19 protein-coding genes and 1 pseudogene are annotated in these 26,773 nt (G+C 46.0%); 16 read left to right on the forward strand and 4 right to left on the reverse strand.

The features are described from left to right. Nucleotides 1–63 precede the first annotated feature (63 nt). From DXA15_RS06335 to DXA15_RS06365, 7 genes are all read left to right on the forward strand, one after another. Nucleotides 64–642 carry an HdeD family acid-resistance protein gene (locus tag DXA15_RS06335; RefSeq protein ID WP_128133459.1) on the forward strand — a complete coding sequence of 193 codons (579 nt, stop codon included), beginning with the start codon at nucleotides 64–66 and terminating at the stop codon, nucleotides 640–642. 240 nt (nucleotides 643–882) lie between these two features. Then, nucleotides 883–2,880 (forward strand): OPT family oligopeptide transporter, encoded by a 1,998-nt coding sequence (locus tag DXA15_RS06340; protein WP_128133460.1) that lies wholly within the window; start codon nucleotides 883–885, stop codon nucleotides 2,878–2,880. A gap of 8 nt (nucleotides 2,881–2,888) precedes the next feature. Next, nucleotides 2,889–4,202: a SpoIID/LytB domain-containing protein gene (locus tag DXA15_RS06345; protein ID WP_128133461.1), complete on the forward strand. Its 1,314-nt coding sequence runs from the start codon at nucleotides 2,889–2,891 to the stop codon at nucleotides 4,200–4,202. A 371-nt stretch (nucleotides 4,203–4,573) separates the two neighbouring features. After that, nucleotides 4,574–6,034: a sodium:solute symporter gene (locus DXA15_RS06350; protein WP_128133462.1), complete on the forward strand. Its 1,461-nt coding sequence runs from the start codon at nucleotides 4,574–4,576 to the stop codon at nucleotides 6,032–6,034. 4 nt (nucleotides 6,035–6,038) lie between these two features. Then, on the forward strand, nucleotides 6,039–6,641 hold the full coding sequence (gene yihA / locus DXA15_RS06355) for a ribosome biogenesis GTP-binding protein YihA/YsxC (protein ID WP_128133463.1): 603 nt from the start codon (nucleotides 6,039–6,041) through the stop codon (nucleotides 6,639–6,641). Between the two features lie 211 nt (nucleotides 6,642–6,852). Continuing rightward, nucleotides 6,853–7,155, forward strand: a complete 303-nt coding sequence (locus tag DXA15_RS06360; protein ID WP_224265325.1) for a hypothetical protein — start codon at nucleotides 6,853–6,855, stop codon at nucleotides 7,153–7,155. Next, nucleotides 7,140–7,388: a type II toxin-antitoxin system RelE/ParE family toxin gene (locus DXA15_RS06365; RefSeq protein WP_233566922.1), complete on the forward strand. Its 249-nt coding sequence runs from the start codon at nucleotides 7,140–7,142 to the stop codon at nucleotides 7,386–7,388. Before DXA15_RS06360 ends, DXA15_RS06365 begins: the two co-directional genes overlap by 16 nt. 115 nt (nucleotides 7,389–7,503) lie before the next feature. Here DXA15_RS06365 and DXA15_RS06370 read toward each other — a convergent pair whose 3' ends face one another. From DXA15_RS06370 to DXA15_RS06380, 3 genes and pseudogenes are all read right to left on the reverse strand, one after another. Beyond that, the gene (locus DXA15_RS06370) at nucleotides 7,504–7,932 is read right to left on the reverse strand and encodes an HIT family protein (protein WP_128133464.1); all 429 of its coding nucleotides are present in this window, start codon (nucleotides 7,930–7,932) and stop codon (nucleotides 7,504–7,506) included. Between the two features lie 101 nt (nucleotides 7,933–8,033). Beyond that, nucleotides 8,034–10,335, reverse strand: a pseudogene (locus DXA15_RS06375) (TonB-dependent receptor). A 232-nt stretch (nucleotides 10,336–10,567) separates the two neighbouring features. After that, the gene (locus DXA15_RS06380; RefSeq protein ID WP_128133465.1) at nucleotides 10,568–10,969 is read right to left on the reverse strand and encodes a hypothetical protein; all 402 of its coding nucleotides are present in this window, start codon (nucleotides 10,967–10,969) and stop codon (nucleotides 10,568–10,570) included. A 41-nt stretch (nucleotides 10,970–11,010) separates the two neighbouring features. Between DXA15_RS06380 and DXA15_RS06385 the strand changes: the two genes are divergently transcribed. The 9 genes from DXA15_RS06385 (at nucleotide 11,011) to DXA15_RS06425 (ending at nucleotide 26,133) form a co-directional block, all read left to right on the forward strand. Further along, entirely contained in the window at nucleotides 11,011–14,247 is a 3,237-nt protein-coding gene (locus DXA15_RS06385) for a DUF4132 domain-containing protein (RefSeq protein WP_128133466.1), read from the forward strand. Nucleotides 14,248–14,253: 6 nt separating this feature from the next. Continuing rightward, nucleotides 14,254–16,179 (forward strand): DUF4132 domain-containing protein, encoded by a 1,926-nt coding sequence (locus tag DXA15_RS06390; protein WP_128133467.1) that lies wholly within the window; start codon nucleotides 14,254–14,256, stop codon nucleotides 16,177–16,179. A gap of 35 nt (nucleotides 16,180–16,214) precedes the next feature. Continuing rightward, nucleotides 16,215–17,327, forward strand: a complete 1,113-nt coding sequence (locus DXA15_RS06395) for an AAA family ATPase (protein ID WP_128133468.1) — start codon at nucleotides 16,215–16,217, stop codon at nucleotides 17,325–17,327. Continuing rightward, nucleotides 17,288–19,699 carry a DUF5682 family protein gene (locus DXA15_RS06400; protein WP_128133469.1) on the forward strand — a complete coding sequence of 804 codons (2,412 nt, stop codon included), beginning with the start codon at nucleotides 17,288–17,290 and terminating at the stop codon, nucleotides 19,697–19,699. Before DXA15_RS06395 ends, DXA15_RS06400 begins: the two co-directional genes overlap by 40 nt. Next, nucleotides 19,666–20,802: a VWA domain-containing protein gene (locus DXA15_RS06405; protein WP_128133470.1), complete on the forward strand. Its 1,137-nt coding sequence runs from the start codon at nucleotides 19,666–19,668 to the stop codon at nucleotides 20,800–20,802. The genes DXA15_RS06400 and DXA15_RS06405 overlap by 34 nt, the downstream gene beginning before the upstream one ends. Continuing rightward, nucleotides 20,778–22,499: an SWIM zinc finger family protein gene (locus DXA15_RS06410; RefSeq protein WP_128133471.1), complete on the forward strand. Its 1,722-nt coding sequence runs from the start codon at nucleotides 20,778–20,780 to the stop codon at nucleotides 22,497–22,499. The genes DXA15_RS06405 and DXA15_RS06410 overlap by 25 nt, the downstream gene beginning before the upstream one ends. Nucleotides 22,500–22,518: 19 nt before the next feature. Continuing rightward, nucleotides 22,519–22,788, forward strand: coding sequence for a hypothetical protein (locus DXA15_RS06415; protein WP_128133472.1), 270 nt, complete (start codon nucleotides 22,519–22,521; stop codon nucleotides 22,786–22,788). A 130-nt stretch (nucleotides 22,789–22,918) separates the two neighbouring features. Then, nucleotides 22,919–25,204 carry an NADP-dependent malic enzyme gene (locus DXA15_RS06420; RefSeq protein WP_010802942.1) on the forward strand — a complete coding sequence of 762 codons (2,286 nt, stop codon included), beginning with the start codon at nucleotides 22,919–22,921 and terminating at the stop codon, nucleotides 25,202–25,204. A gap of 314 nt (nucleotides 25,205–25,518) precedes the next feature. Continuing rightward, nucleotides 25,519–26,133 (forward strand): Fic family protein, encoded by a 615-nt coding sequence (locus DXA15_RS06425; protein ID WP_369683042.1) that lies wholly within the window; start codon nucleotides 25,519–25,521, stop codon nucleotides 26,131–26,133. A gap of 16 nt (nucleotides 26,134–26,149) precedes the next feature. Here DXA15_RS06425 and DXA15_RS06430 read toward each other — a convergent pair whose 3' ends face one another. Next, the gene (locus tag DXA15_RS06430; protein WP_128133473.1) at nucleotides 26,150–26,557 is read right to left on the reverse strand and encodes an FKBP-type peptidyl-prolyl cis-trans isomerase; all 408 of its coding nucleotides are present in this window, start codon (nucleotides 26,555–26,557) and stop codon (nucleotides 26,150–26,152) included. Nucleotides 26,558–26,773: the final 216 nt, after the last annotated feature.

A 26,773-nucleotide genomic window follows, 5' to 3' on the forward strand; every position in this document is an offset into this window, starting at 1 on the left:
ATCGTGAAACCTTTCTTTCTTACGGTTTGTTACAGTAGAAATAATTTTTAAAGGTAACTTGATATGAATACATTTGACGAAAGAATCAGTTCCGCTGTAAAGAACTGGTGGGTTTCACTTTTACTGGGATTATTATATATCCTGATCGCAATATGCCTGATGTTCACACCGATGGCAAGTTATGTGGCTTTAAGCCTTTTATTCAGCGTCGCCATGTTCGTAAGCGGTACGCTCGAAATCCTTTTTGCCGTGTCGAACCGGAAGCACATTTCGAGCTGGGGTTGGTATCTGGCAGGCGGTATTATCGACCTGATACTGGGTATTTACCTCATGGCCAGTCCGGGACTGAGCATGACCGTACTGCCGTTTATCCTGGCGTTCTGGCTAATGTTCAGAGGCTTCTCTTCCACAGGCTATGCCATGGACCTGAAACGGTTCGGAACCGGAAACTGGGGTTGGTATATGGCCTTCGGTATCTTGGCAATCATCTGTAGCATCGCTATCATCTGGCAACCGGGATTGGGTGTATTCACCCTTGTTTATATGATTGCTTATGCACTTCTTATCATCGGTATCTTCCGTGTAATGCTTTCTTTCGAACTAAGAAGCCTGCACAAAAGAGCGACAACTCCGCTACAGTAAAGTTTTTTCCCCACTCGAATGGGACTTTTTCCCCACATGCATGGGTATTATTCCCCACATGCATGGGGCATTTTCCCCACCTATGTCAAAAAGGTGGGGATTTTGTTTCACTAAATATCCCTGTCTGTCATTCTTCCAGCCTTAATCATTTGTTCAATTAAAAAAATAACGTAGTTTTGTAACGCTATAGATACAGAAAAACACATTTGGGATTAAATCTAACTAAAAATAATACTCACAGTGAAAAAGGAAGATGAAGAAAAGGTAAGCGGGCTACCCGAAAATGCCTACAGAGAACTCAAAGAAGGAGAAGTATTTAACCCGATTATGTCACCTCAAAAACAATACAGGGAAGTAACCCCCTGGTCTGTATTCTGGGGACTTGTCATGGCTGTCATATTCAGCGCGGCTGCCGCCTATCTGGGATTGAAGGTCGGACAGGTGTTTGAAGCAGCTATCCCGATTGCCATCATTGCCGTCGGACTGTCGAGCGGTTTCAAACGAAAAAATGCATTGGGAGAAAATGTGATTATCCAATCTATCGGAGCCTGTAGCGGTGTAATCGTAGCCGGGGCGATTTTTACTCTTCCTGCCCTGTATATCCTTCAGGACAAATATCCGGAAATTACCATCAACTTTTTTGAAGTATTCATGAGTTCGCTGCTGGGCGGCATACTCGGCATTCTTCTATTAATCCCGTTCCGGAAGTATTTCGTTTCGGATATGCATGGCAAATATCCGTTCCCGGAAGCAACAGCAACCACCCAGGTGCTTGTTTCGGGCGAGAAAGGTGGAAGCCAGGCGAAACCGCTTATTCTGGCGGGTTTGATCGGAGGTTTATACGATTTTATTATTGCCACTTTCGGTTGGTGGAGCGAAACTGTCAGCACGCGCATTGTCGGAGTTGGTGAAATGCTGGCCGACAAAGCGAAAGTCGTGCTGAAAGTTAATACAGGTGCCGCTGTACTGGGACTCGGTTATATCATCGGATTGAAATATTCCATGATTATCTGTGCCGGTTCATTCCTTGTCTGGTTGGTCATCATCCCGCTGATGTCTGCCATCTTCGGTACAGACGTATTGACATTCGGTAATGACGCTATTACCGCAACAGTCGGAAGCATGAGTGCCGAACAAATCTTTACGACCTATGCCCGCCATATCGGTATCGGTGGTATCGCAACGGCCGGAGTTATCGGCATTATCAATTCATGGGGAATTATCCGCGGGGCCGTCGGACTGGCAGCCAAAGAACTGAAAGGGAAAAATACGGAAGCAGACACAGCCACAGTACGCACACAAAAAGACTTATCGATGAAGATTATCTCAATCGGTATTTTTGCTACGCTGATTGTTACTTATCTGTTCTTCCATTTCGGAGTATTGGATAACTGGTATTATGCCTTAATCGGGTTGTTGATTGTCGGGATTATTGCCTTCCTGTTCACGACTGTTGCCGCAAATGCCATTGCTATTGTAGGAACAAATCCGGTGTCGGGTATGACGCTGATGACATTAATCTTATCGTCCATCATTCTGGTGGCTGCCGGACTGAAAGGAACGGCCGGTATGGTTTCGGCCCTGATTATCGGAGGTGTTGTCTGTACGGCACTTTCCATGGCAGGCGGTTTCATTACCGACCTGAAGATAGGTTACTGGCTGGGAAGTACGCCTGCTAAACAGCAGACATGGAAATTTCTCGGCACCTTAGTCTCTGCTGCAACAGTTGGCGGTGTAATCCTTATCCTGAACCAGACGTACGGATTTACGACCGGGCAGCTGGCCGCACCGCAGGCTAATGCAATGGCAGCCGTTATCGAACCGCTGATGAGCGGTTCGGGAGCACCCTGGGTGCTGTATGGCATCGGTGCCGTACTGGCTATCGTTCTGAACTTCTGTAAAATTCCGGCACTGGCATTCGCACTGGGTATGTTTATCCCGATGGAACTGAACACTCCGCTGCTGATCGGTGGAGCCATCAGCTGGTATGTAGGAAGCCGCAGCAAAGACCAGGCATTGAATACGGCCCGTTTGGAAAAAGGGACATTACTTGCATCCGGTTTCATCGCAGGTGGTGCCTTGATGGGAGTTATCAGCGCAGCTTTACGTTTCGGTGGCATCAACCTGCTGAATGAAAAATGGTTGGAAGGGAACTTTGCCGAACCACTGGCTGTTGTAATGTATATTGCATTGATGGCTTATCTGGCGATAAGTTCATTGAGCGCGAAAAAAGAATAAAATAAAGAATGGATGCACCGTTAGTTAATGTTGGAATTATGACAGGGAAGGCTCTCTCTTTCATATTCAATGGAGAATATATCCATACGGAGAGCAGTTCCTTCCTGACGGGAGAACAACGCGCATTGTTTGTAAACGGAAATATCGTCTATAACGGCAAGCTCTACAAGGAACTTTTCTTTGAACCGGCTTCGCCCCAATCATCGTTCGACCTGAAAGCTGTGACAATCGGAGTAGACTTCCACTGGCAACGCCAGGAAGACCAACGCTTCAAAGGAGCACTGAACCTGGTGGCAACAAATGACGGGATTGTTGTAATCAACAGTATTGACGTTGAAGAATATCTGACAAGCGTGATTTCGTCTGAAATGAGTGCCACAGCATCAAAAGAGTTGCTGAAGGCGCACGCCGTAATCTCCCGCAGCTGGCTATTGGCGCAGATAGAAAAGAATTTCCGCCTGGGTAACGCTTCGGAAAAATATGAGAGTTGCCATCGCGACAATAACCAATTAATCCGTTGGTACGACCGCGAAGATCATACCATGTTCGATGTGTGTGCCGACGACCATTGCCAGCGTTACCAAGGCATTACCCGTGCTTCTACCGCAATCGTACAGGAAGCAGTCCACGAAACCCGCGGCGAGATACTGACCGATGGCGAATCCATTTGCGACGCACGTTTCTCTAAATGTTGCGGAGGCGTGACCGAACAGTTCGAACACTGTTGGGAGCCGGTGCCCCACTCCTATCTGACTGTTGTACGGGACAGTAAAGAAACTTCTTATCCCGACCTGACCGACCCGATTGAAGCGGAAATGTGGATACGTAATTCTCCTAACGCATTTTGCAACACAACAAATAAAAAGATACTCAGCCAGGTCTTGAACAACTATGATCAGGAAACGATAAATTTCTATCGCTGGAAAGTGTCTTACACTCAAGAAGAACTGTCCGAACTGATTCATCGCAAAAGCGGCATCGACTTTGGCGAAATACAAGACCTGATTCCATTGAAAAGAGGAACTTCCGGACGTATCGAAGAGTTACAGATTGTGGGAACCCGCCGTATTTATACTATCGGCAAGGAACTGGAGATACGGCGCACTTTATCGGAAACCCATCTGTACAGTTCCGCCTTTGTGGTAGACAAAGAAGATATACGCGTTCGTATTCCCCAACGTTTCGTACTGACGGGTGCCGGCTGGGGGCATGGCGTAGGGCTTTGCCAGATCGGTGCAGCCGTCATGGGCGAAAAAGGATATTCTTATACAAAAATACTGGAACATTATTTCCGGGGAGCATTTATAGAGAAAAGGTATTAATAAAAAGGTCGCTAATCTCACGATAGCGACCTTTTTTTGTGTTTACCTATCTTTCCGGTTCCTAGTGGAATCCGGTTGTCTTCACTCTCACGAGCTCTAACTGATTGCAAAGGAATAAAGAATAAAGCAAGAAGACAAACAAAATAGATTAATAAGGATATTTTACCCACAAAAAGGGGAAAAACACCGATAAAATTCATTAGACCTAACCTGACATACGGTTCACAAACGCCCTTATTCTCCCTCTAACGTCCCGCCAGAAAGAAGAAGAAGTTTACATGATATTACATTTTAGCAAATTGTTGTTATCTTTGTATCCGAACGTTCGACAGGGACCAAATACCCTGCTCTACTTAATTAAATACTGGTGAATGAATAGCTATATCATCCTCTCTATAATTGCAATTTACTTTGGCATACTGTTGTTGATTGCCTGGATAACAGGCAGGAAAAGTACAAGTAATGATGCTTTCTTTCTGGGAAACCGTAAATCTCCGTGGTATATCGTTTCTATCGGGATGATTGGGACATCGCTTTCCGGTGTCACCTTCGTTTCAGTTCCGGGGATGGTCCGCAGCATAGACATGACTTATATGCAAACGGTTTTCGGATTCTTTTTCGGATATATACTGATTGCCAAAGTGCTGTTACCGCTTTACTATAAATTGAAACTGACTTCTATCTACTCCTATCTGGGTGATCGGATTGGAAAGCGGAGTTATAAAACCGGCGCTTCTTTCTTCCTGCTTTCAAAGATTGTCGGGGCAGCGGCACGGCTTTATCTGGTTGTCCTCATTCTACAGCATTACGTCTTCAGTACCTGGAATATTCCTTTTTGGGTAACTGTTATCATCAGTATTTTTCTGGTTTGGCTATATACATACCGGAGCGGAATCAAGACTATTATCTGGACGGATACGCTTCAGGCTCTTTGCCTGGTTGCCATGCTGGTCGTCATCATCTGGAAGGTGAAAGATGCCATGGACCTGGATATGGGAGGCATGGTACAGACTCTGACCGAGAACCCCCATTTTCGTATCTTTGAATTCAACGACTGGCACAGCACACAACATTTCGTGAAGCAGTTTTTCAGCGGCATCTTTATCACCATCGTCATGACCGGACTCGACCAGGATATGATGCAGAAGAACTTGTCCTGCAAAAGCCTGAAAGATGCACAGAAGAATATGTACACCTATGGTTTTGCTTTCACGCCGGTAAATTTCCTGTTCCTGGCATTAGGTGTATTATTGCTGAGCCTGGCTTCTCAAAAGAATATCGAACTGCCGGCCTTAAACGATGATATTCTGCCAATGTTCTGCACTTCCGGAATCTTGGGGCATTCCATCCTAATTTTCTTTACAATCGGTATTATTGCAGCCGCTTTTAGTAGTGCCGATTCGGCATTAACGGCTTTGACAACATCCTTTTGTGTCGATATTCTGGGAGTAGAAAAGGAGGAAGCGAACAAGGCTAAACGCACCCGATTGATGGTTCATTTACTTATCTCTGCTCTGTTTGCCATAATAATCCTTATCTTTAAGGCCGTAAACAGCCGCAGTGTGATTGATGCAATCTATATGATTGCTTCTTATACCTACGGTCCTTTGCTGGGATTATTTGTCTTCGGCCTGTTCACCCAAAAACAACCGCGTGACAAATATGTTCCTTATATATGTATTCTCTCGCCACTAATCTGTTTCGCAACGGATTACCTGGTGAAACAACATACAGGCTATGCCTTCGGTTACGAAATGCTGATGCTCAACGGAGCCATCACATTCTTCGGGCTATGGGCTGCCTCTGTCAAACACAAAACAATAAAAGTTTAAGAATATGGAAATCAAAAGTGCAGAATTTGTTATCAGTAACACAGACGTAAAGAAATGCCCCGCAGGAAACTTTCCGGAGTATGCCTTTATCGGGCGAAGCAATGTTGGCAAATCCTCCCTTATCAATATGCTGACAGGCAAGAAAGGTCTGGCAATGACTTCTCAGAAACCTGGAAAGACATTGCTTATCAATCATTTTATTATCAATAACAACTGGTTTTTGGTCGACCTACCCGGATATGGGTTTGCTCAACGGGGAAAAGAAGGAAGACAGAATATCCAGCGGATTATCGAAGATTATATCCTGGAACGTGAGCAGCTAACTAATCTATTCGTCTTAATCGACTGCCGCCATGAAGCACAGAAAATCGACCTGGAGTTTATGGAGTGGCTGGGTGAGAACGGTGTTCCTTTCTCCATCATCTTCACCAAGATCGATAAGATCAGCAAAGGCCGTCTGAAAGAAAACCTGAAAGCCTATCAAGAAAAATTACTTGAAACGTGGGAAGAGCTTCCCCCTATCCTTACCTCTTCATCCGAGAAAAAAGAAGGCCGGGAAGAAATACTTGATTATATCGATACAATAAATAAAAGTTTAAAAGGGTAGCATTATCCGGGAGCGACATGGTGTCGGTTGCACGGAATCGCCACAATTATACCGGAGCGGATACAATCATCCGCTCTGCAAGGTCGCGCTTCACCAAGTATAGTTGCCGTGCGACCACAGCCTCCTGAATAATTTTTCTTTACTTATCTTATGCCGGTTCCAAAAAAAATAAATACATTTGTAATTCATCAAAACCGAAAGGAGTAAAGATATGAAAGCAATGGAATTACAGGGTGAACGCCTGGAACTGTTCAACGAAATCATTAACCTTGACACGGAAAGTATCGAGAAAGTAAAGAAGTATATTAAACGTATCGCATCTAACCGATACAAAATATCCCGTACTACTCAAGTGGATGACATCGACATCATCACTGATGAAGAGATTGAAAATGCTATGCGTCCATTATCTTATGAGGAGAAGATAGAAAGCCTTAGGCTGTCGGAGGCCGATCCTGTTTATTATACACAGGAAGAGATGCGAAAAGCTGTTGCTTCATGGAGAAACCTTTAACTATTAAATGGAAACGTCCAGCAAGAAAGAATGCTAGAGTAACTTATGCCTGGTATAAAAAAGAAATGGGCATTAGAGCTGCCGACAAATTCATAAACAGTATTTTAGATACTGTAAACTTACTGGCATTAAATCCTAATATGGGACAACCGATTGAACTGAATACCGAAACATGTAAAAGAAATTATCGTTCCTTCGTAGACATAAGAACCATAAAATCATTTACTATGTAGAAAAAAAGACAATCTGTATTGCCAACATTTGGTCTAACAGTCAGAATCCGGAAGATTTTAATGAACAACTAAGATAAAAGAAGCAGTTTCGCTTCCTTTTTTATCTTATATAGCCTTACAACGCCTCTCTCATCTTCTCCACCATCTCCTTGTACTCCTGTTCCGACAGATAAACTTTCTGCGGGTTCATTGTGAATGTTCCTCCGAAATCGGGACCATCTTCATATTTAGGGGCCAGATGAAAATGCAGATGCGACAGCTTATCGGAATAAGCACCGTAATTTATCTTTTGCGGATTGAATACTTTCTGCATGGCACGGGTTACTTTTACTACATCTGCCATAAACGCATTCCGTTCATCATCGCTCAGCATATTCAAATCATGCACATGCTCTTTATAGGCAACCAGGCAACGGCCATAATAAGTCTGTTCTTTGAAAAGAAAAAGCCGGGAGACTGATAAAGGAGCTATTTCGATCATCAAATCATCTAAAGTCTGATTGTTCGTGCAATACAAACAATCTTTGGGATCACTTAATTTCATGTTATATCAGATTTATTTATAATGGGCGCTAAAGTAAACATAAAGCCCGGTAAAAACAAGAAACTTTTACCGGGCCTTTTCGAATATTTTAAATCAACATCTTAATAACTGATCTTACAACCTATGAAATAACTGCGGGGAATACCCGGACCATAAATATAGCCGGCATCCCGTTTCTCATATTTATCAAAATCATCCTGATAAGAATTAAAGATATTCTGGACACCTGCATTTACCTGCAAAGTAACAGATTTATAAAGAGGAAAATCATACGCAACCTTTACATTCAGGTCGAAGAAGTCCTTCGTTTTCTCCTCCCTGTCTTCCGGGATATAACCGGCCAGGTGCTGAACCAGCATGCTGCCGGTATAAGTGCCGGTCAACGAAGCCGTCAACCGCTTCACCGGCGTAAATGAAGAAGTGAAATAACCATATACATCCGGCGAACGGAACATCTTTTTCTGAGGTGCCAGATTCTCATTCTCACTCCAGCTCTCCGGTTCTTTGTAACGGCTGCGCTGGATAGTTGCACCTGCCTGAATCTGCATCCATGAATAGACGGCTTTTGCCTCCAGGCTTATTCCCATCACACGGGCACCTTTCCCATTACGGCGTTCCATCAGCAGGTTATTATCATTGTCGCGACCTATCTCTTCAAGGATGAAGACATTACGCAGATCCGTATAAAAACCTTCTACCAGGAAATTAGTCTGTACCGGACCAAAACGACGGTAAAAGTCGGCCGAGGCACTGATACTTTGCGAGTTCTCTTCTTTCAGGTCCGGAGATATCTGGATGATCGCCACATCGCCGCCGACTGCTGTAATATGCAAGTCCTCGTCAAAAGCCTGAGGGGCACGGAAACCGCTCGAATAAGACAGACGCAGATTTATATCGCTGGTCGGATTGAAACGCACATTGGCACGCGGACTGAATATCGCATGGTCTATCAAATTGTGCTTATCCATCCGTGCACCAACCAGGAAACTCCATTTTCTCATTCTTCCACTCATTTTGCAGGAAAACACTACCGATATGCACAGTCTGCTCAATCGTGCGGTGATACCCTAACATCTTATCCTGCAAATCGTCATAGTTATATTCGGCACCTCCGGTAAACTCGGCAGGCATGAAAAGACATTTATCCCATTCATAGGAATACTGCGCTCCTCCGACAAAGGTCATATCCGTCGTGCTGCCATAAGCATTCGGATTCTTGTCTGCACCATAATAACTGCTTCTTTGAGTATGCTGGGCAGAAGTATAAACATTCAGACGATGCTTATAATCCTTTGAAAACAAATCGAACTTCAAGCCACCGCCATTGATGTTATGTTCGGTCTGCTCGGCAATATCGGCTTCGTGGGGAGGTAAATCCAACAAGTTACCGCCACGACGGTATTCATTGATATTATGATACTCGAAAGTCAGCTTCGAATACATGCTTGTTTTCAGGTAAGAACGGAAACCGAGCGTGCGGGCATTCAGTTTGCCCAGTTCGGTATATCCGTCACCGTCATGGTCGTAAGCCCCGCGATAACGGTTCTGTCCGAACATATAAATACCGGCTTTATGGTCGTCCGTCACCAGCGATGCGTTTATCGTTGTGTTATTATCGGGACGGTCGCCGCCAATCATCGTCAGTGAGTGAGAAATCTGTGCCGAATTTCGCAACGGTTCTTTGGTAATGATATTAATCGTACCGGCAATAGCAGAAGAACCGAACAAGGCGGAACCTCCCCCACGCATAATCTCCACACGTTCGATCATATTGGCCGGAATCTGTTCCAAACCGTACACACCCGTCAGAGCACTGAATATCGGGCGGCTGTCAACCAATATCTGCGTATAAGGACCCTCAAGTCCATTGATACGCACCTGCTGGAACCCGCAGTTCTGGCAATTGTTTTCCACACGCACACCGGGCTGGAAGTTCAGGCCGTCTGCTAAGGAAGTAGCATGTGTCGTCTCAAATGTTTTCGAATCGAGCACATTCACCAACGAAGGAGCCAGGCGGCGGGTTGTCTCATTACGGTTTGCCGATACGACAACACCATCCAACGATACCAGGTCTTCCTCCGCCTCAAAATTGATTTCCAACGTTTTCCCCTTCTTCAAGGTGATAGGTTTCTCTACTGTCTTAAAGCCCAGCGTTTTCATCACCAGGGTGTATTTGCCTTCCGGCAGGTTCTTCAGGTAATAATGACCGGTAGCATCGGTCGATGTACCGATTGTCGTTCCTTTTAGGAAAACATTAATAAAAGAAAGATGCTCACCCGTTTTCTTGTCCAGTATATGTCCCACGATATTGGCATCCGACGGATTCAGGACCGGAGCATCATCCGCCCATGCTGTTGTAAAGACACAACACAGGCATAGTATAAGCGTAATTATCTTATTCATTGCGATTTGTTCTGATAAATAGGTAATGTTATAATGTAAAACATGGCACTTTCTAATTCAAAGCCTCCGATGTTTTATGCTATTGACCTGGGTCGAATACATATTTCACCTGGGTCAACTACGTGTTTCACCTGGGTCAAAAATGTATTCGACCCGGGTCAAAAGATTAGAAGGATGGGATGTTTATAGTAGAAACACCTATCCCTATCAATAAAAGTCTTACTATTCTTTATCAGAAAACAGGAGGGGCACGAAGGCAAAGCTGCCCTTTGTCAGGGAGTTTATAGTCCGGATAGACCGGATGTTCAACTATTTTAGCGATCTGTTGTGCATTAAAATTCAGATGTAACGCATGAACAGCTCCATCTTCCACACTAAGAGTCGTCAGTATATGGAATAGCTGTATCTCGGAAAGAGTAGCATGATGATGGCAAGGACCGCCGTTCAGCTTTCCGAAAGGGTGTGAATGGACAATCGTCGTGCCATGTTCGATATGGACATGGATAAATAACGTGATACAGCTATAGTAGGCGATAAAAATCACCGGTAGCAGCCATTTCAGATATTTTCTCATTGTCTGTCTCACACCCTTATTATTTGGAAGGTGCAAAATTACAAAATATTTTTTATACATTTGCTTATATATTCAATCAAAGCAAACTTTAAAACGACACCATGACAAAAGAACAAATGCTCGAACAATGGACTAGAATCTATGAGCAAGGATACTACAAATGCGCCTTCACCCCGAAAGTATATGAATATCTGGACGAGAAAATCGACCAGGTTCCCGAAACGGTGATGTCGAGCCCAAAGATATATGTTAATTATGACGCCTGGATTATACATGAATTAAACGGGGACAATGCGGAGCTGGCACGCCGCATGCTGGTTATCCTCTCGAAAATACGTCGCGACGGGCCTATCCAGAAATGGGGAATGAAAGATGATCTGGAGATTTGCCTGCGCATCGGTTACGGCCATGATTTCAGGAACCTGATTAAAGAGTCGGTAACCCGTCACAAAACACAAGGTCCGGAGTTATATGAAACAGCACAGATATTACTGAAATATTGCCCGTCCGAATCGGAAGCATTTGCCGACCTGCTTCTTTCCGATAAATTAAAGGAACTGGAAGAACAGCGAAACAACACCCATGAATTATACCTGGCTTTATACCTGGCCATCCTGTTGCTGGAACAGGATGCGGATAAATATGCCCGCTATCTACCGGTACTGACCGTTTTGGCTTACAGATATTCCGGTCCGAGTTTCACATTCATCCTGTATTTCTGCTATAAGTTCGCTCCCGAACTAAAAGAGCGTTTACTTCAACTGCTCAAAGAGACTATATCGGCACGAGCCTTGTTCTTCCATCTCAATCCGCATAAGATGCTGGCATTCCTGCAATCGATCGGGGCACCTTTAGGCATTTATTATTATTTAATTCTGACGGAAGATAATGATACCGATAAGGCATCCATGTTCCATACCCTGTATAAAGAAGATAAGGAATTGTTCATGGAAGTCTACCGGATGCTGGCAAAGACAACTCCCATCCAACAGGCTGCCTACAGCCTTTACCTTTTGTCAATCCTGCTCGAAAATGGAGAAGGCACGGAAGAACTGGCAGAAAGTACAGAGTTACAAGCCCGCTGCATGCTTAACCTGCTGGGAGAAAACTTAGGTAACACTGGTAATTTTATTTCAGCCCTGACCGACGATTCGACACCGCAGGTTGCCTGGGAGAATCGTCTGAAGAATTGCAGCAACTTCGGCTGGGGATACGGGAAAAATGCTCCGGCTTTATTGATCGGTGCCCTGGCTCTTCTATACTGTGAGTCGGAACTGGTCCGGCGGTTCATCAACGTGCTGCTGATTCAGGTCCGTACCAGTGCCGCAATAAATAATCCGGTATATCTTACATACATATTCCTTGAAACACGTAAGAAATGGCTGAACAGTTCTCCAAAGGAAAGCCTTCGGCTATTACTCGACACCACCAGCCGGTTCACCTATGCCGAAGCCTTCAAAGCCTATGCCTATAACCCGAACCGGATGCAGGACGTTCTGGATAAAGAAGATATTATCAGCCACCAGTCTCTGGCACTGGACTTGCTAAACAGCGGCGACCTCTCGATCGAAGAGACACAGAACTGGCTCGACATGATTTACGGAACCTGTAAAATAACGGACGTCCAACCGTTGCTCGGGTTATTATCCAACAAATCGAAGATACTCCGCAAGACTGCCGAAGAGTTGATTAACCTCCATGAAGAAGCAACCCGTCCGTTGCTGGAATCGGGATTATCCAAACTGAAAGGAGATGCCCTGGCAGCCGGTAAACGAATCATCAAACGCTGGGACAACGAACGGAAATTCGGTGCAGACTTTACCTTTACCAAAGAAAGCGTCGTCGAATATTGCAACGACAACTTCGACAAGGATAATCAGAAATTCATTGCCTGGATACCCGAAGACATGTTCACCGACGTACGCTTTGCCGACATGACCGAAAAAGCGCCCGCCATCGTCACCCGTTATATCCTCTCCGAATATCTCTGTCTGGAAGAAGCCTACAAAATAAAGGCTTGCGATAAAATAACGGAGCAGTTGCATACTCCGGACTTCCAGCAAATGATGGAGAACATTTATCTGTTCTGGAAAGAGAACGGAGCCGAAGCCAAAAAGAAAATGATTATGGTCCCGTATTGCATCTACGGTTCCGACACACAGATACTCCGCCTCAAAACGCAGTTGAAAGACTGGGCCGAAGCTTCACGTGGTGCTATCGCCGCCTTTGTGGTCAACGCCATCGCCATGAACGGAGGAAGCGTTGCACTGGTCATGATAGACGGCATCTCTGTCAAGTTCCCCAATAATCAGGTCAAAAATGCCGCCAAGGCAGCCTTCTCTTTTGCAGCCAAAGCATTGGAAATACCGGAGGATGAACTCTCCGACAAGATTGTCCCTACCCTGGGCTTCAATAAGGAAGGAGAAAAGATACTCGATTACGGTCCGCGAAACTTCACAATAACCTTGATGCCCGACTTCTCACTTTCTATCTTCGACAACGAAAAACAGAAAGCCATCAAGTCGATGCCTTCTCCCGGAGCCAATGACGACACAGTGAAAGCGACGGCCGCCAAAAAGGAATTCACCGAACTGAAGAAACAAATCAAAGCCACCGTACAGTCACAAACCAACCGTTTGGAAAAGGTGCTGATGAACGGACGCCGTTGGACAGCCGGTTCCTGGAACACCCTCTTCGTAGAGAACCCGATTATGCATCGTTTTGCAACCGCCCTGATATGGGGTGTGTATGACGGAGACAAACTGACCGGAACGTTCCGTTATATGGAAGACGGCACATTCAATACGGTAGATGAAGAGGAATATACGCTGCCCGAAAAGGCCGCTATCACCCTCGTCCATCCCATCGAGCTGGAGGAAGAAGTTCTTGCAGGCTGGAAGGAGCAACTGGATGATTATGAAATTGTGCAGCCCATCCCGCAACTAACCGCCCCCATAATTGTTTTAGGAGAAAAGGAGACGGACGGAAATAAGATAACCCGTTACAACGGCCTGAGCGTCAAGTCAGGAAAGATAAGCGGCATGGCAAAGAAACACAACATGGTTCGCGGAGAGGTATGGGATGCCGGCAGCTACACTTGTTATCATCTGGTAGACAAGTACCTGAATATGGCCGCCCTGCTGAACTTCGAATATATGTACATGGGGCAGGAATATAATGACGACGTGACACTCGGAGATGTCATCCTCTACCGCATGGGAGAAGACCAGACGACCGACGACGAACCGAAAAACAACGCAATCCTCTCGCCCGAAAGTGTCCCGGCCCGCTTCCTGAGCAGTATATTGGGTATTTTTGATGTATTGAAAGAAGAATAAAAGGATATGAAGAGAAAGCAACAACCGGATTTAGCAGCATTATTCGACAGCTATTGCGAAGCATATACAGCCTCCGACTGGCAGGTTCTGAAAACACTTCAGGAGATGCCGCTCGACGATATAATCCGTAAGAACAAACAGGCAGCATACGATTATTTATATAGTGATGTCGCATTGAAAAAGAGACTGATCTGGTTGAATAAGCTGTTTTCCGATTGCGGCTTGAAAGACTATGAGCAGTTACTGGGATTACTGAAGGAAAACTCCAAACTAATCCGCAGGAACATCGAAAAGATCATCCTCGACAAGGAGAAGAAAACCCGCAATTTACTGGAACAACTATATCCGGAACTGGATGAAGATTCGCAGAATTGGACCCGGCAGTTATTCAAATACTGGGATAACTCACATGCCTCAGCCAGTAAAATCAAATTCAGAAACAAACAGGCTGTTATCGACTATTGCAGCAAACATATCGAGCTCTATTGCACGCAACAAATAGCCTGGTTACCGCAGAAGCCTTATACGAGAATCCATTGGGCAAACGAAACCGATGTAGACGAGTTTGTACCGCGCCATGTGCTCCGCTATGTATTAAGCGAACATATGGCACTCACCCAAATCACCCGGTTACATGCCTGTGATGCGATTGTCCCTTTCATCGATGAAAAAGAATGGCAGGCGGCCCTGGAAGAACTGTTCCGCTATTGGCTGGCAGACAGTGCGGAGGCCAACAGGAGGATGCTTCTGCTTCCTTATTGTTTCTACGGGGCAGAATGGCAGATAGCCCAATTAGCCCCTCTGATAAAGTCATGGTCGAAAGCCTCCCGCAAACAACTTGTCGGCCTCACGATGAAGTTACTGGGATTGAAAGCTAGTCCTAACGCGCTTATCATACTCAACGACTGGATGGAGACTGCTCCATACGGCATGTACAAACGTGCTGCCTGGGTAGCATTCCGGCAAGCCGCCATCCGGAAAGGCCTGTCGATAGAAGAACTCGCCGACCAAATCATCCCCAACTTCGGTTTTAACCGCCAGGGAGAAAAGATGGTGGATTATGGCACACGTACTTTCCGGGTAACTTTGATGCCCGACTTCAGCATATCCGTACTTGATCTTGATAAGCAGAAAGTAAGCAAGTCACTTCCCGCCCCTTTAAAGAGCGATAATCGGGAGAAAGCTGAAAATGCCAGAGCCGAACAGGCCGGCCTGAAGAAACGGGTTAAGACGCAGACTAATATTCAAAAAAAACGGCTGGAACAGTCGCTCAAGAACGGACGGACCTGGCCCAAAGAGGCCTGGCTGGCAACCTTTATAGAGAATCCGGTCATGCGGTATATAGCAACCGGACTTATCTGGGGCGTCTATAAGGAAGGGAAACTCCAGGATTCTTTCCGTTACCTGGAAGACGGCACGTTCACAACTGTCGACGAAAAAGAATTCCTTCTCCCGGACAACGCTGTCATTTCCCTCGTGCATCCGATTGACTTGCCCGATGAAACACTGGCTGGCTGGAAAGAGCAACTGGACGATTACGAGCTCATTCCTTTCATTCCCCAACTGAGCGCACCAGTCCATCGTCTGACCGAAACGGAAAAGCAGGGAGATACCCTTCTTCGTTATTCAGGGAAAAAAGTCTATCTCAGCAACATTTACGAGTTTGAAACGGCAGATATAACTATCCGGATAGAAAACAACACGCTTCATATCATAGACCGGTCTTTCAACGTGGTGGCACAACTTTCATTTGTTTACGAAGAAAGTGATTGTTTCTTGAAAGAGTTATACTTCTCATCTGTGGAAGAAGGGGAAGATATAAACACCATACAGTTGCCCAAAGAGGAAAGGCTACCGTTATCATCTATCCCCGAACGCTTTATCAGCACTCTGCTGGATATACTGAATCGTGCCTTTCCGCTGAATGAATAATCGAATAAAACAAATACAGCACTTACATATATTATATGGATAACAAAATTCAGAAACCATTGATGGAGATGCGCTATGCCGACGAGCTTGCCGCACTCCGCAAACAAGATACAGGAGCCAAGCCGGTAAACTGGCAACTCTCTCCCCGTGCAGTCCGTGCCTTTATCCTCGGTCAAAGCGAACCGATAGAACTGGACGGGCGGCTGGTCACCATCACCCCGAAGTTCTTCGGCGACGACGCCCTGGTTGAACGTGCCATTATCACCCTGGCCGGTAACCGGGGATTAATGTTGGTTGGCGAACCGGGCACAGCAAAGACCATGTTAAGCGAATTGCTTTCTGCCGCTATCTGCGGCATCAGTACCAATACAGTACAAGGGACGGCAGGAACCAGCGAAGACAATATCAAATATTCCTGGAACTATGCCCTTTTGCTTGCCAAAGGACCGGTCAAGGAAGCCCTTGTCCCCTCTCCCGTCTATATCGGCATGAAACGAGGAATCATCACACGCTTCGAAGAGATTACCCGCTGCCCGCTGGAAATACAGGACAGCCTGATCAGTATTATGAGCGACCGGGTATTGAATATACCCGAACTGGGAGAAGAAGGGTTGCTCTTCGCCTCATCCGGATTCAATGTGATAGCAACTGCCAATACCCGCGACAAAGGGATTAACGAAATGAGTAGTGCCCTGAAACGCCGTTTCAACTTCGAGACAGTCGAACCGATACGCAGCGTGGCATTGGAAAGCCGCATCATCACCGACCAATGCCAGGGAATGCTGGCTGCCAACGGATTGGAAATGCCAGTGCAGGAGGAGGTTGTCGACATTCTGGCCTCCACCTTCAACGAACTACGCAACGGAACCTCCTTCGAGAAAGCCAAGATACAGAAGATGTCGGGCGTAATGAGTACAGCCGAGGCCGTATCCGTTTATTACCAGTCCGCCCTGGATGGATATTATTACGGAGACGGAAACGTAAGCATGCGTTCCCTGGTACAAAACCTGTTGGGTGCCGTCATGAAAGAAAACAAAGACGATTTGCCCAAACTGAAAGATTACTTTAACGGCGTAGTCCGGCTGAAAGCCGAAAGACAAGGAGGAAAATGGAAGGAATATTACGACAACCGGACCTGGCTGAAATAGAGCACCTCTTCGCTACCAGTTTCAATATGGACGGACAGGTGGTGTACTTTCCGGTACGTCACCACTCCCCTGCCTGTGCGCTGCATCTGCAACGTACAATCGACAGTTTCCGTCCGGAACTGATTCTGATAGAAGGGCCTTCGGATTCGGCACAACTGTTGCCTTACATAGCCAACGGGCAATCGGTTCCGCCTTTTTGCATCTATTACAGTTACGACGACAAGGAGGGAAAAGTAAGTGAAGAAAAAGAAAAGTATCGCGCTTACTATCCATTCCTCTCTTATTCGCCGGAACTGGTCGCTATCCGTGAAGGGGCACGTCGCAACATACCGACCCGTTTTATAGACCTGCCCTATGCACTTCGACTGATAAATAAAATAGAGGAAGAGCCGCAGACACAGTTCTATTATAATGAGAATAAGGAATACGAAGTAAATACCTATACGGCCATGATTGCCCGCAAAGCCGGATGCCGCAGCTTTGCGGAATTTTGGGAAAGCCGCTTCGAACTGGATACCGGAAAAATGAAAACACACGATTTCGTGCGTAACGTATTTCATCTCGGTTATTTCATGCGGCTGGCAACACCGGGCAACGAAACGTCTCTGAAAGAAGACCGGCAACGGGAAACTTATATGGCAGCAGAAATACGGAAAGCAATCCCCAACCATCAGAAAATACTGGTAGTGGCAGGTGCTTTCCATATCTCCGACTTAATGGATGAGTTGCAATCAGACCGGAAACAATCGCTGAAATCAGGCAACCCGGAGCATGTCGCTTCTTATCTGATGCCTTACACATTTAAGGAAGCCGACAGTAAAAGCGGTTACGCCGCCGGTATGCCCTTCCCTGCTTTCTACCAGGAAGTCTGGGAAAAGATGGAAAAACAAAAGAAAGACCCGTTTGCTTCGACCGTTCTCGAATATATTATAAAGACGGCCCGTTATGCCCGTAAAACACAGATAATCTCCCTGCCCGATGAAATCAATGCCTTGAATATGGCACGTTCGCTGGCTATATTGAGAGGCAAACAGAGTGCCGGCGTATATGAATTGCTGGATGGTGTACGAAGTTGTTTTGTGAAAGGCGACCTGAATGCGACTTCGACTTTCGAAGTGGATTTCCTGTACCGTCTTCTCTCCGGGATGGGTGCCGGAAAGATTGTGGCCAACGATTGCATCCCGCCTGTGGTCCGTGAGTTTCGTTCCTTATGTTCGCTTCACCGGTTAAAGACATTGACTATCGAACGGCAGGAAGTAACGCTCGACATCATTAAGAATCCGGCCCATTACAGGAAAAGCCGTTTCCTTCACCAGATGGAGTTTTTGGAGACAGGTTTCGCCACCCTTCAGTCTGGTCCCGATTATGTGAACCAGAAGAACAAAAACCTGGTACGGGAACAATGGATATGCCGTTACGGCACAGGCGTTGAAACCCGTTTGATTGACCTGTCCGTCTATGGGGCGACACTCTCGCAGGTTTGCAACTCGCTCATCGAAAAGAATTTTAAAGACAGCATGACGGCAGAAGAGCTGGGCAAACTGCTCATCTCCGTTCAGGTGATGGGGATAGAAGGCTTTTATTCCCGGTATGAAGACACTGTCCGGCTGGTAGTGGAAAGCGAAGGGAATTTTATCAGCCTCTGCAAACTTATCAACAGCCTGTTATACCTCGCCAATATGCAGCAATTGATGGACGGAACTATCCAGCCGGTCATTGCCGGATTGGCACGAACCGCGTTCAATGGAGCAGTCGTACTGATTCCGTCACTGAAAAGCACAACGGAAGAAGAAGAACAGGAAATATGTGAACAGATGCGCAATCTCTACAGTTTCACCATGGATACGAAAGACTGGTTCGATACCGCCGCTTTCCTGTCTGCCGTAGAGAAGATATTGAACGATAGTTTCAGCAACAGCCGCCTCTTCGGCCTCTGCCTTGCTATACATTATAAAGAAGGACAAACCGGACAGGCTGTTTTCTGCCGGCAGATAGCCGCCTACCTCGAAAGCAGCATCACGCATCCTGAGCAGGCGGCCTCCTTTATCTGCGGCCTGTTTCTGATTGCCCGCGATGTGTTATTTACCGACCCGCATATCCTGGAAGCGATAGACCGCGTTATCGCCAATGCCGACCAGGAGACTTTCCTGACTATTCTGCCCAACCTGCGTTATGCCTTCACCGGCTTTCTCCCGGCAGAAGTCAGCCGTCTGGGACAACAGGTTGCGGAATATCATCAGGTAGCGGAAGCCCGCTTAACAGGAAGTATCACTGTTTCGCAACAGGAAATCACCGAAGCTATGCGCCTGGATAAACTGGCGGCAGAAGCACTAAAAACATGGAGAATCATCGAATGGACAAGCACGAAATAGTCAACCGCTGGCGGCTTATATTGGGAGACTTTGCCGAAAACAGCCTGCCCCTCGACCCGGAGAACGCAGAACTGGACGGTACGCTTTATTTCCTATACAACCGCGAATATACCGATGAACAGGGAATACGGAACGACTTCCCGAACCGGGGAGGCCGTGGCGGCTCCATGCTGACCGTCCCCGGATGGCTGAAAAAAGTAAAGAAGCTGTTCCCCAGAAAGACCGTCGAAATCATGCAGAAACAGGCTTTGGATAAATATAACCTTACCCAACTGCTGACCGACGAATCTGTCCTGAGCCAACTCGAACCGAATATCGGACTGCTGAAAAATATCCTGACGTTCCGCAACATGATGCCGGAACATGTCAGAAAGCTGGCTTATTCAATCGTGGAACAGGTCATAAAAGAGATTCAAAAGAAGCTGGAAATAAATGTACGCAAAGCCTTCTACGGAAAGAAACTTCCGCATACCAATTCCAGCTACAAAATATTCCGGAACTTCGATTTCAAGCAGACCATCGAAAAGAATCTGAAAAACTACAGCCGCGAACACGGGACAATTATCCCCGACCGCCTGTATTTCAACCAGAACATACGTCGTTACAATCCCTGGCATATCATCATCCTGGTAGATGAGAGCGGCAGCATGCTCGATTCGGTAATCTATACGGCTGTCATGGCCTCCATCTTTGCCAAAATGCCCTTTCTTTCGGTCAAGCTGGCGATATTCGACACATCGGTCGTCGATTTGAGCGAACATCTCGACGATCCGGTCGGTATCCTGATGAAAGTACAGCTGGGTGGCGGAACGGATATACATAAAGCGCTGGAATATGGAAAGAAACTAATCTCCGCGCCACAAAAAACAATAGTAGTACTGGTAAGCGACCTTTACGACGGGAACAACTATAGTTATATGTTCCGCTCCTGCCGCGACATCATCGAAGCAGGAAGTAAGTTGTTCATATTGCCGGCACTCGACTACTCCGGTGCCCCCTGTTATGATGTCCGTGCCGCACGGACCATTGCCGGCATGGGTGCCGATGTAGCCGCAATAACCCCTGAAGAGTTAGCAGAATGGATAGGAAAGATTATATCATAAACGGAGACGGATGCCACGCTTCCGCCGGACAGTTCGTCGCTTTTGCCAACGAGGCCTTCCTGGTTACGCTGGCAAACAAAGGTCTATATAAACGTGCCCTGAAAGACCTGGAAACGACCGGACAAATCGCCCTGACGGTTACAGGCAGCAATCTACAGGTCCAACTGGACGACATCACCGTCTGCCTCGCCCCCAATGTATCCCAAAGTACATGCAGCTGTCCTTCCAAAACTGTCTGCAAGCATATCCTGATGGGAATACTTGCCGCAGCCGGTTATGCAGCAACCGCAGAAGACGATAACGCCCTGCCGGAAACGTCTCCGGACCTGCCTTCTTCCGCCCCCTGGGAGAAATTGATAAATGCAGACCTTACGCAACTTCGCAAACAAGCCGGCAAGAAATTGTTCGAAGACACCCTCCGTCTTATCCAGGATGGCTGGACGGCCGACTTCACGGAAGGCGATATGCTGGAAGCCACTATCAACACCGAAAACATCACGGTCTATTTTCCCAAAGAAGACAGCCTGAACCGTTCCGTCTGCAAATGCGGAGAAAACGGATTGTGCAAACATAAACTGATAGCCATCCTGTCATACCTGAGCCGGCAGGGAATACTATCGTCCGACTCCGCCGGCAACCAGCCGGAACTCTCCCTACTGACGGAGGATACGGTAAAAGTCCTACAGGGAGCTTCCCGTTTCATCCTCGGCATATTGGAAAAAGGCCTGATCAGTTGTGGAGAAAACGAGGCGGAAACAGCCATCCAGTATTCCATCCGCCTGGAAACCTGCGGAATCGGAAATCTGGCCCGCTTATTCCGTTCGCTCTCCTCCGATATCGAAAATATGCTTGCCAAACATGTGGGTTTTCAGCCTCTGACAACTTTTGCCACGCTCTCCCGGTTGTATAACACGCTTACCTTACTCTTACGGAATACACAAAACAACGAGATGCTCGGCAAACTGATTGAAGGGACACGCTCGGATTATTACACCACCCCTATCGGCCATTTCACCGGACTGGGCGCTTATCCCTGGCAAACCCGTTCGGGTTATTTCGGAATTACGGCTTATTTCTTCTATCAGGAGAAAGAGAGTATCTGCACACTGACATCGAGCATGGCTGATTATTATGAACATACCCAGTCACTCGTTACACCGGAAAACCTGAGGAAACAACTCGAGATGCAAAGCTTTTGGGGGAACAGCGCATCACTGGCCCGGTTATCGATATCCACCCTTACATTGCGCAACTTCAAGCTGAACAGGCAAAACCGCCTCTCATCGTCTTCACAGACACAATGTGAGATAGCAGATAAAGTAACAATCGGTCATCTGAATACATTACTTACGGTTCCGGAGTTATCCGATTTATCCATACGTCCGGACCAACACTACGATTATTTCCGGAAAAAACAACCCGAACAACTGGCTTTAGTCCCTTTCACTCATCTTTCAGAGGTACGGTTCAGCTCCTCCGAACAGAAACTCTATTTCACCATGACTGACGGTCAGACAGAGACGGAAGGTTCCCTGGCATACAGCGAACTGAACCGTAATGCCATCCGCAAACTGGAACAACTGGGACAACCCTATACAGAAAAGAAACAGCGTTACATGGTCTGCCAGAAACGACCGGACACACTGATTCCAATCAGTATTATCACCGCTTCAGAGATTGATAACTTCTACTTCTAACTTTTTAAAAGCGAACACAATGATCATAAAGAATCTCCTTGCCGAACTGGAACTCCAGCTTTCCGACATCGCCTTCTCCGGCTTGCGCAACATACAACCGGTCACCCTCCAAAAGCTGGAAGACCTCAAACACTGGATGAATGAATTAAATATGTCTGAAGCTATCCGTTTAACAGACCGTTTTATCGATTCGGTCTATGCCTGGCAAGCCGGACAAACAACCCTGGAAACCGTCGCCACCAATCTATGTGCACTGGAGTTTTATGAAAAGAATATAGTTAACAATTAATTTTGACATCAAAGGTTTTATTTAAAATATTTCCAACTAATTGTAAGCATATCATACTATATATCTAATAATTTGTTACTTTTGTGGGCGATTTTAAAACGTACACAAAATCTACAAATATCATAAGTCTATGGCAAAGATAACAAAAGAGGAAGCACTTCGGTATCATTCCGAAGGCAAACCCGGAAAGATCGAAGTAATTCCAACAAAACCCTATAGTACACAAACAGATTTATCATTGGCTTATTCTCCCGGTGTGGCAGAGCCTTGCCTGGAAATAGAGAAAGAACCGCTTGATGCCTATAAATATACATCAAAAGGTAATCTGGTAGCCGTTATCTCTAACGGTACCGCTGTTTTGGGACTGGGTAATATCGGAGCGCTTGCCGGCAAACCGGTTATGGAAGGCAAAGGCCTCCTGTTTAAAATCTTCGCAGGAATCGATGTATTCGATATCGAAGTGGACCAGAAAGATCCCGATAAGTTCATCGAAACCGTAAAAGCAATCGCCCCTACTTTTGGTGGTATCAACCTGGAAGATATCAAAGCGCCCGAATGTTTCCAGATTGAACAGCGACTGAAAGCGGAACTGGATATTCCGGTGATGCACGACGACCAGCACGGTACGGCAATCATCTCCGGTGCCGGTCTGCTCAATGCGCTTGAAATAGCCGGAAAGAAGATTGAAGATGTAAAAATCGTTGTCAACGGTGCAGGCGCCGCTTCCATCTCTTGTACGAAACTGTATGTGATGCTGGGAGCCCGCAAGGAAAACATCATTATGTGTGATAGTAAAGGGGTTATCTCTACGCATCGTACCGACCTGAACGAATCGAAGAAGGAGTTTGCTACTACAAGAGATATAAAGACGCTGGAAGAAGCCGTTGTCGGTACAGACGTATTTCTGGGATTGTCTGTTGCCAATGTGCTGACACAAGAGATGGTGCGTTCCATGAACGAAAACCCGATCGTATTCGCTCTGGCTAATCCGAATCCGGAAATTTCATACGCCGATGCAATGGCATCACGCGAAGATATTATTTTCGCAACAGGACGTTCGGACTATCCGAATCAGATCAATAATGTATTAGGATTCCCGTATATCTTCCGTGGAGCATTGGATACACATGCCAAAGCAATCAACGAAGAGATGAAACTGGCCGCCGTACATGCCATCGCCGAACTGGCAAAAGAACCGGTTCCCGATGTGGTAAATGCAGCGTATAAACTGAAACGTACGACTTTCGGACGCGATTATATCCTGCCGAAAGCACTCGACCCACGGTTGTTGACACGAGTATCGGTTGCTGTTGCCAAAGCAGCTATCGAGTCGGGTGTCTCACGCAAAACAATCACAGACTGGGAAGGCTATGCCAACCATTTGCGTGAAATGATGGGTTATGATAATAAACTACTCCGTTCCTTCACCGATATGGCAAAAGCAAATCCGAAACGTGTGGTATTTGCCGAAGCCAACCACGTGAACATGCTGAAAGCTGCTGTAGAAGCCAAAGCCGAAGGAATCTGTTATCCGATCCTGTTAGGCAATGAAGAACGTTTGGAAAAAATTGCTGCCGAAGAAAACCTGAGCCTGGAAGGTATCGAAATCGTCAACCTGCGCCACGACCGTGAAGAAGAACGCCGCGACCGCTACGCCCGTATCCTTTCTGAAAAGAGAGCACGCGAAGGCGTTACTTTCTCGGAAGCACGCGAAAAGATGGTCGGTCGGAACGCTTTCGGTATGATGATGGTGGCAACCGGCGATGCGGATGCATTTATCACAGGTGTTTACAGCCGTTATTCGGAAGTGACAAAGTTGGCGGAAGAGATCATCGGTATCCGTCCGACATACGATCATTTCGGTGCCATGAACATTGTAACTTGCAAAAAGGGTACTTTCTTTATGGCAGATACGCTGATTAACCGTCATCCGTCAACAGAAGTCCTGATCGACATTGCCCGCCTGACGCATGATGCGGTGAAGTTCTTCGCGCACGATCCGGTTATCTCGATGGTATCTTATTCAAACTTCGGTTCCGATAAACAGGGAAGCCCGCTGAAAGTACACGGCGCTATCGAATACCTTCACAAGAATCACCCGGAAATCGTCGTAGACGGTGAAATGCAGGTAAACTTTGCATTAGACAAGAAGTTGCGCGACGATATGTATCCGTTCAACAAGCTGAAAGGCAAAGATGTAAACACATTGGTATTCCCGAACCTGAGTTCGGCCAACAGTGCTTACAAACTATTGCTCGAAATGGGTGTCGTAGAAACCATCGGCCCGATCCAGATGGGATTGAACAAACCGATTCATTTCACCGACGTAGAAAGCTCTACCCGCGACATCCTCAACCTGACAACCGTTGCCGTTGTAGATGCAATCGTACAGGAGCAAATTGAAAAAGGAGAATAAGAACTTTATTCTTTATATAGGAAGAGGCTGTGCAGAACAGCCTCTTTTTTTGTATCCTATTGAAGCACCAAAATACAAATATAAGGCATATATTTGCATTCAGTCAAACAATAGAAGATTCGATCTATGTACGAAAACGAAATAAAAGAATATGACCAGTTGGTCAAAGAATATAAAGAACAGATTTCTGACAGGTTCTCAAAAGAGGATTTCATTACCTACAATGAAATTCTTTCTCAACACACAACTGTGCCATCGAAGGTAATTCGTTTTCGGTAGATGAAACACGTATCCTGAAAGAAAAGGGATTAGGTATGATTCCGCAAGGAAAACCATTAGTTGAAGCTTTTGAAATACTGGATCATTTCAGTGCATACGAATACATGATCAAAAACTTAGAAGGTCCCCTGACTGAAGAGTATATTAAAAAGTTACATTTCATCCTGACTGAACATACGCTTGCCTACAGGCATCCCGGAGCTACTCCCGGTGAATATACAGATGTTGATATGTGTGCGGGAGATACAATATTCGGCGATCACGAAGAATTAATACAAAGAGTCCCCCATCTACTGGAATCAACAGAAAAAGCACTTGAAAAAGGAATCCACCCCATGGTTGTAGCCGGTTTATTTCATGGTTATTTCGAATATCTCCATCCTTTCAGGGATGGAAACGAGCGCATAGGACGCCTGCTTGCAAATCGTATCCTTCTACAAAAAGAACTTCCTCTCCTGATAATCAGAAACGATGACAGAGCCGAATATATAAATTGCCTGAAATGTATCCGCAAAGAAAATACGCATGAATATCTCATACATTTTTTCTTCCGGACAGCCATGAACAGGATGAGCAATGAAATTGCGGAAAAAAAGAATCTTACCCGGAACTTCTCAAAAGGCTTTTTAGATGAATTCCTCAAAGCGTAAGTAATCCCGATAATCTTCAGGCAATCCCCAGTAACTCCACCTCAAAGATTAACGTTGAAAATGCAGGAATCGGACCGGAAGCCCGGTTACCATATCCTACTGTATAAGGGATATAAATAACCCATTTATCCCCTACATGCATTTGTTGAAGTGCAATCTGCCATCCTTCGATAACCTGGTTCAGACGGAAGGCCTCCGGGCAGTTGCGTTCGTATGAATTATCAAATTCGCGCCCATTCATCAGAGTCCCCCGATAATGAACGGAAACAACGTTATCCAACTGGGGAGAAACAGTACCGCTCCCCTGCTCCGTTACTTTATATAATATCCCGCCAGCCAGTTTCTTTACACCTTCCTGTGAAGCTATTTCTTCCAGATACCGCAGATTTTGCTCTTTATATTCTTCTTTCCTGTTCTTTGCCATTTTTATATTATTCTCCGTTACCGGAATTTTGTTAATTCAGTTAATTCAGTTAATTCAGTTATTATCAGAATTGAACTATCCTGTCATCAACCTCACTTGACTATTGCAGGTCTATTTGCCGTCTGCTTTAGCTGACGGACTAGTAAAGAATCTATCTCTTTGGACTTTAGTCCCATTTCTTAAAGCTTTCTATCTGAGAGAAATGTGGCTAAAGCC

Origin of the sequence: Parabacteroides sp. AM58-2XD (assembly GCF_003463685.1) — a bacterium.
Lineage (GTDB): Bacteria > Bacteroidota > Bacteroidia > Bacteroidales > Tannerellaceae > Parabacteroides > Parabacteroides segnis.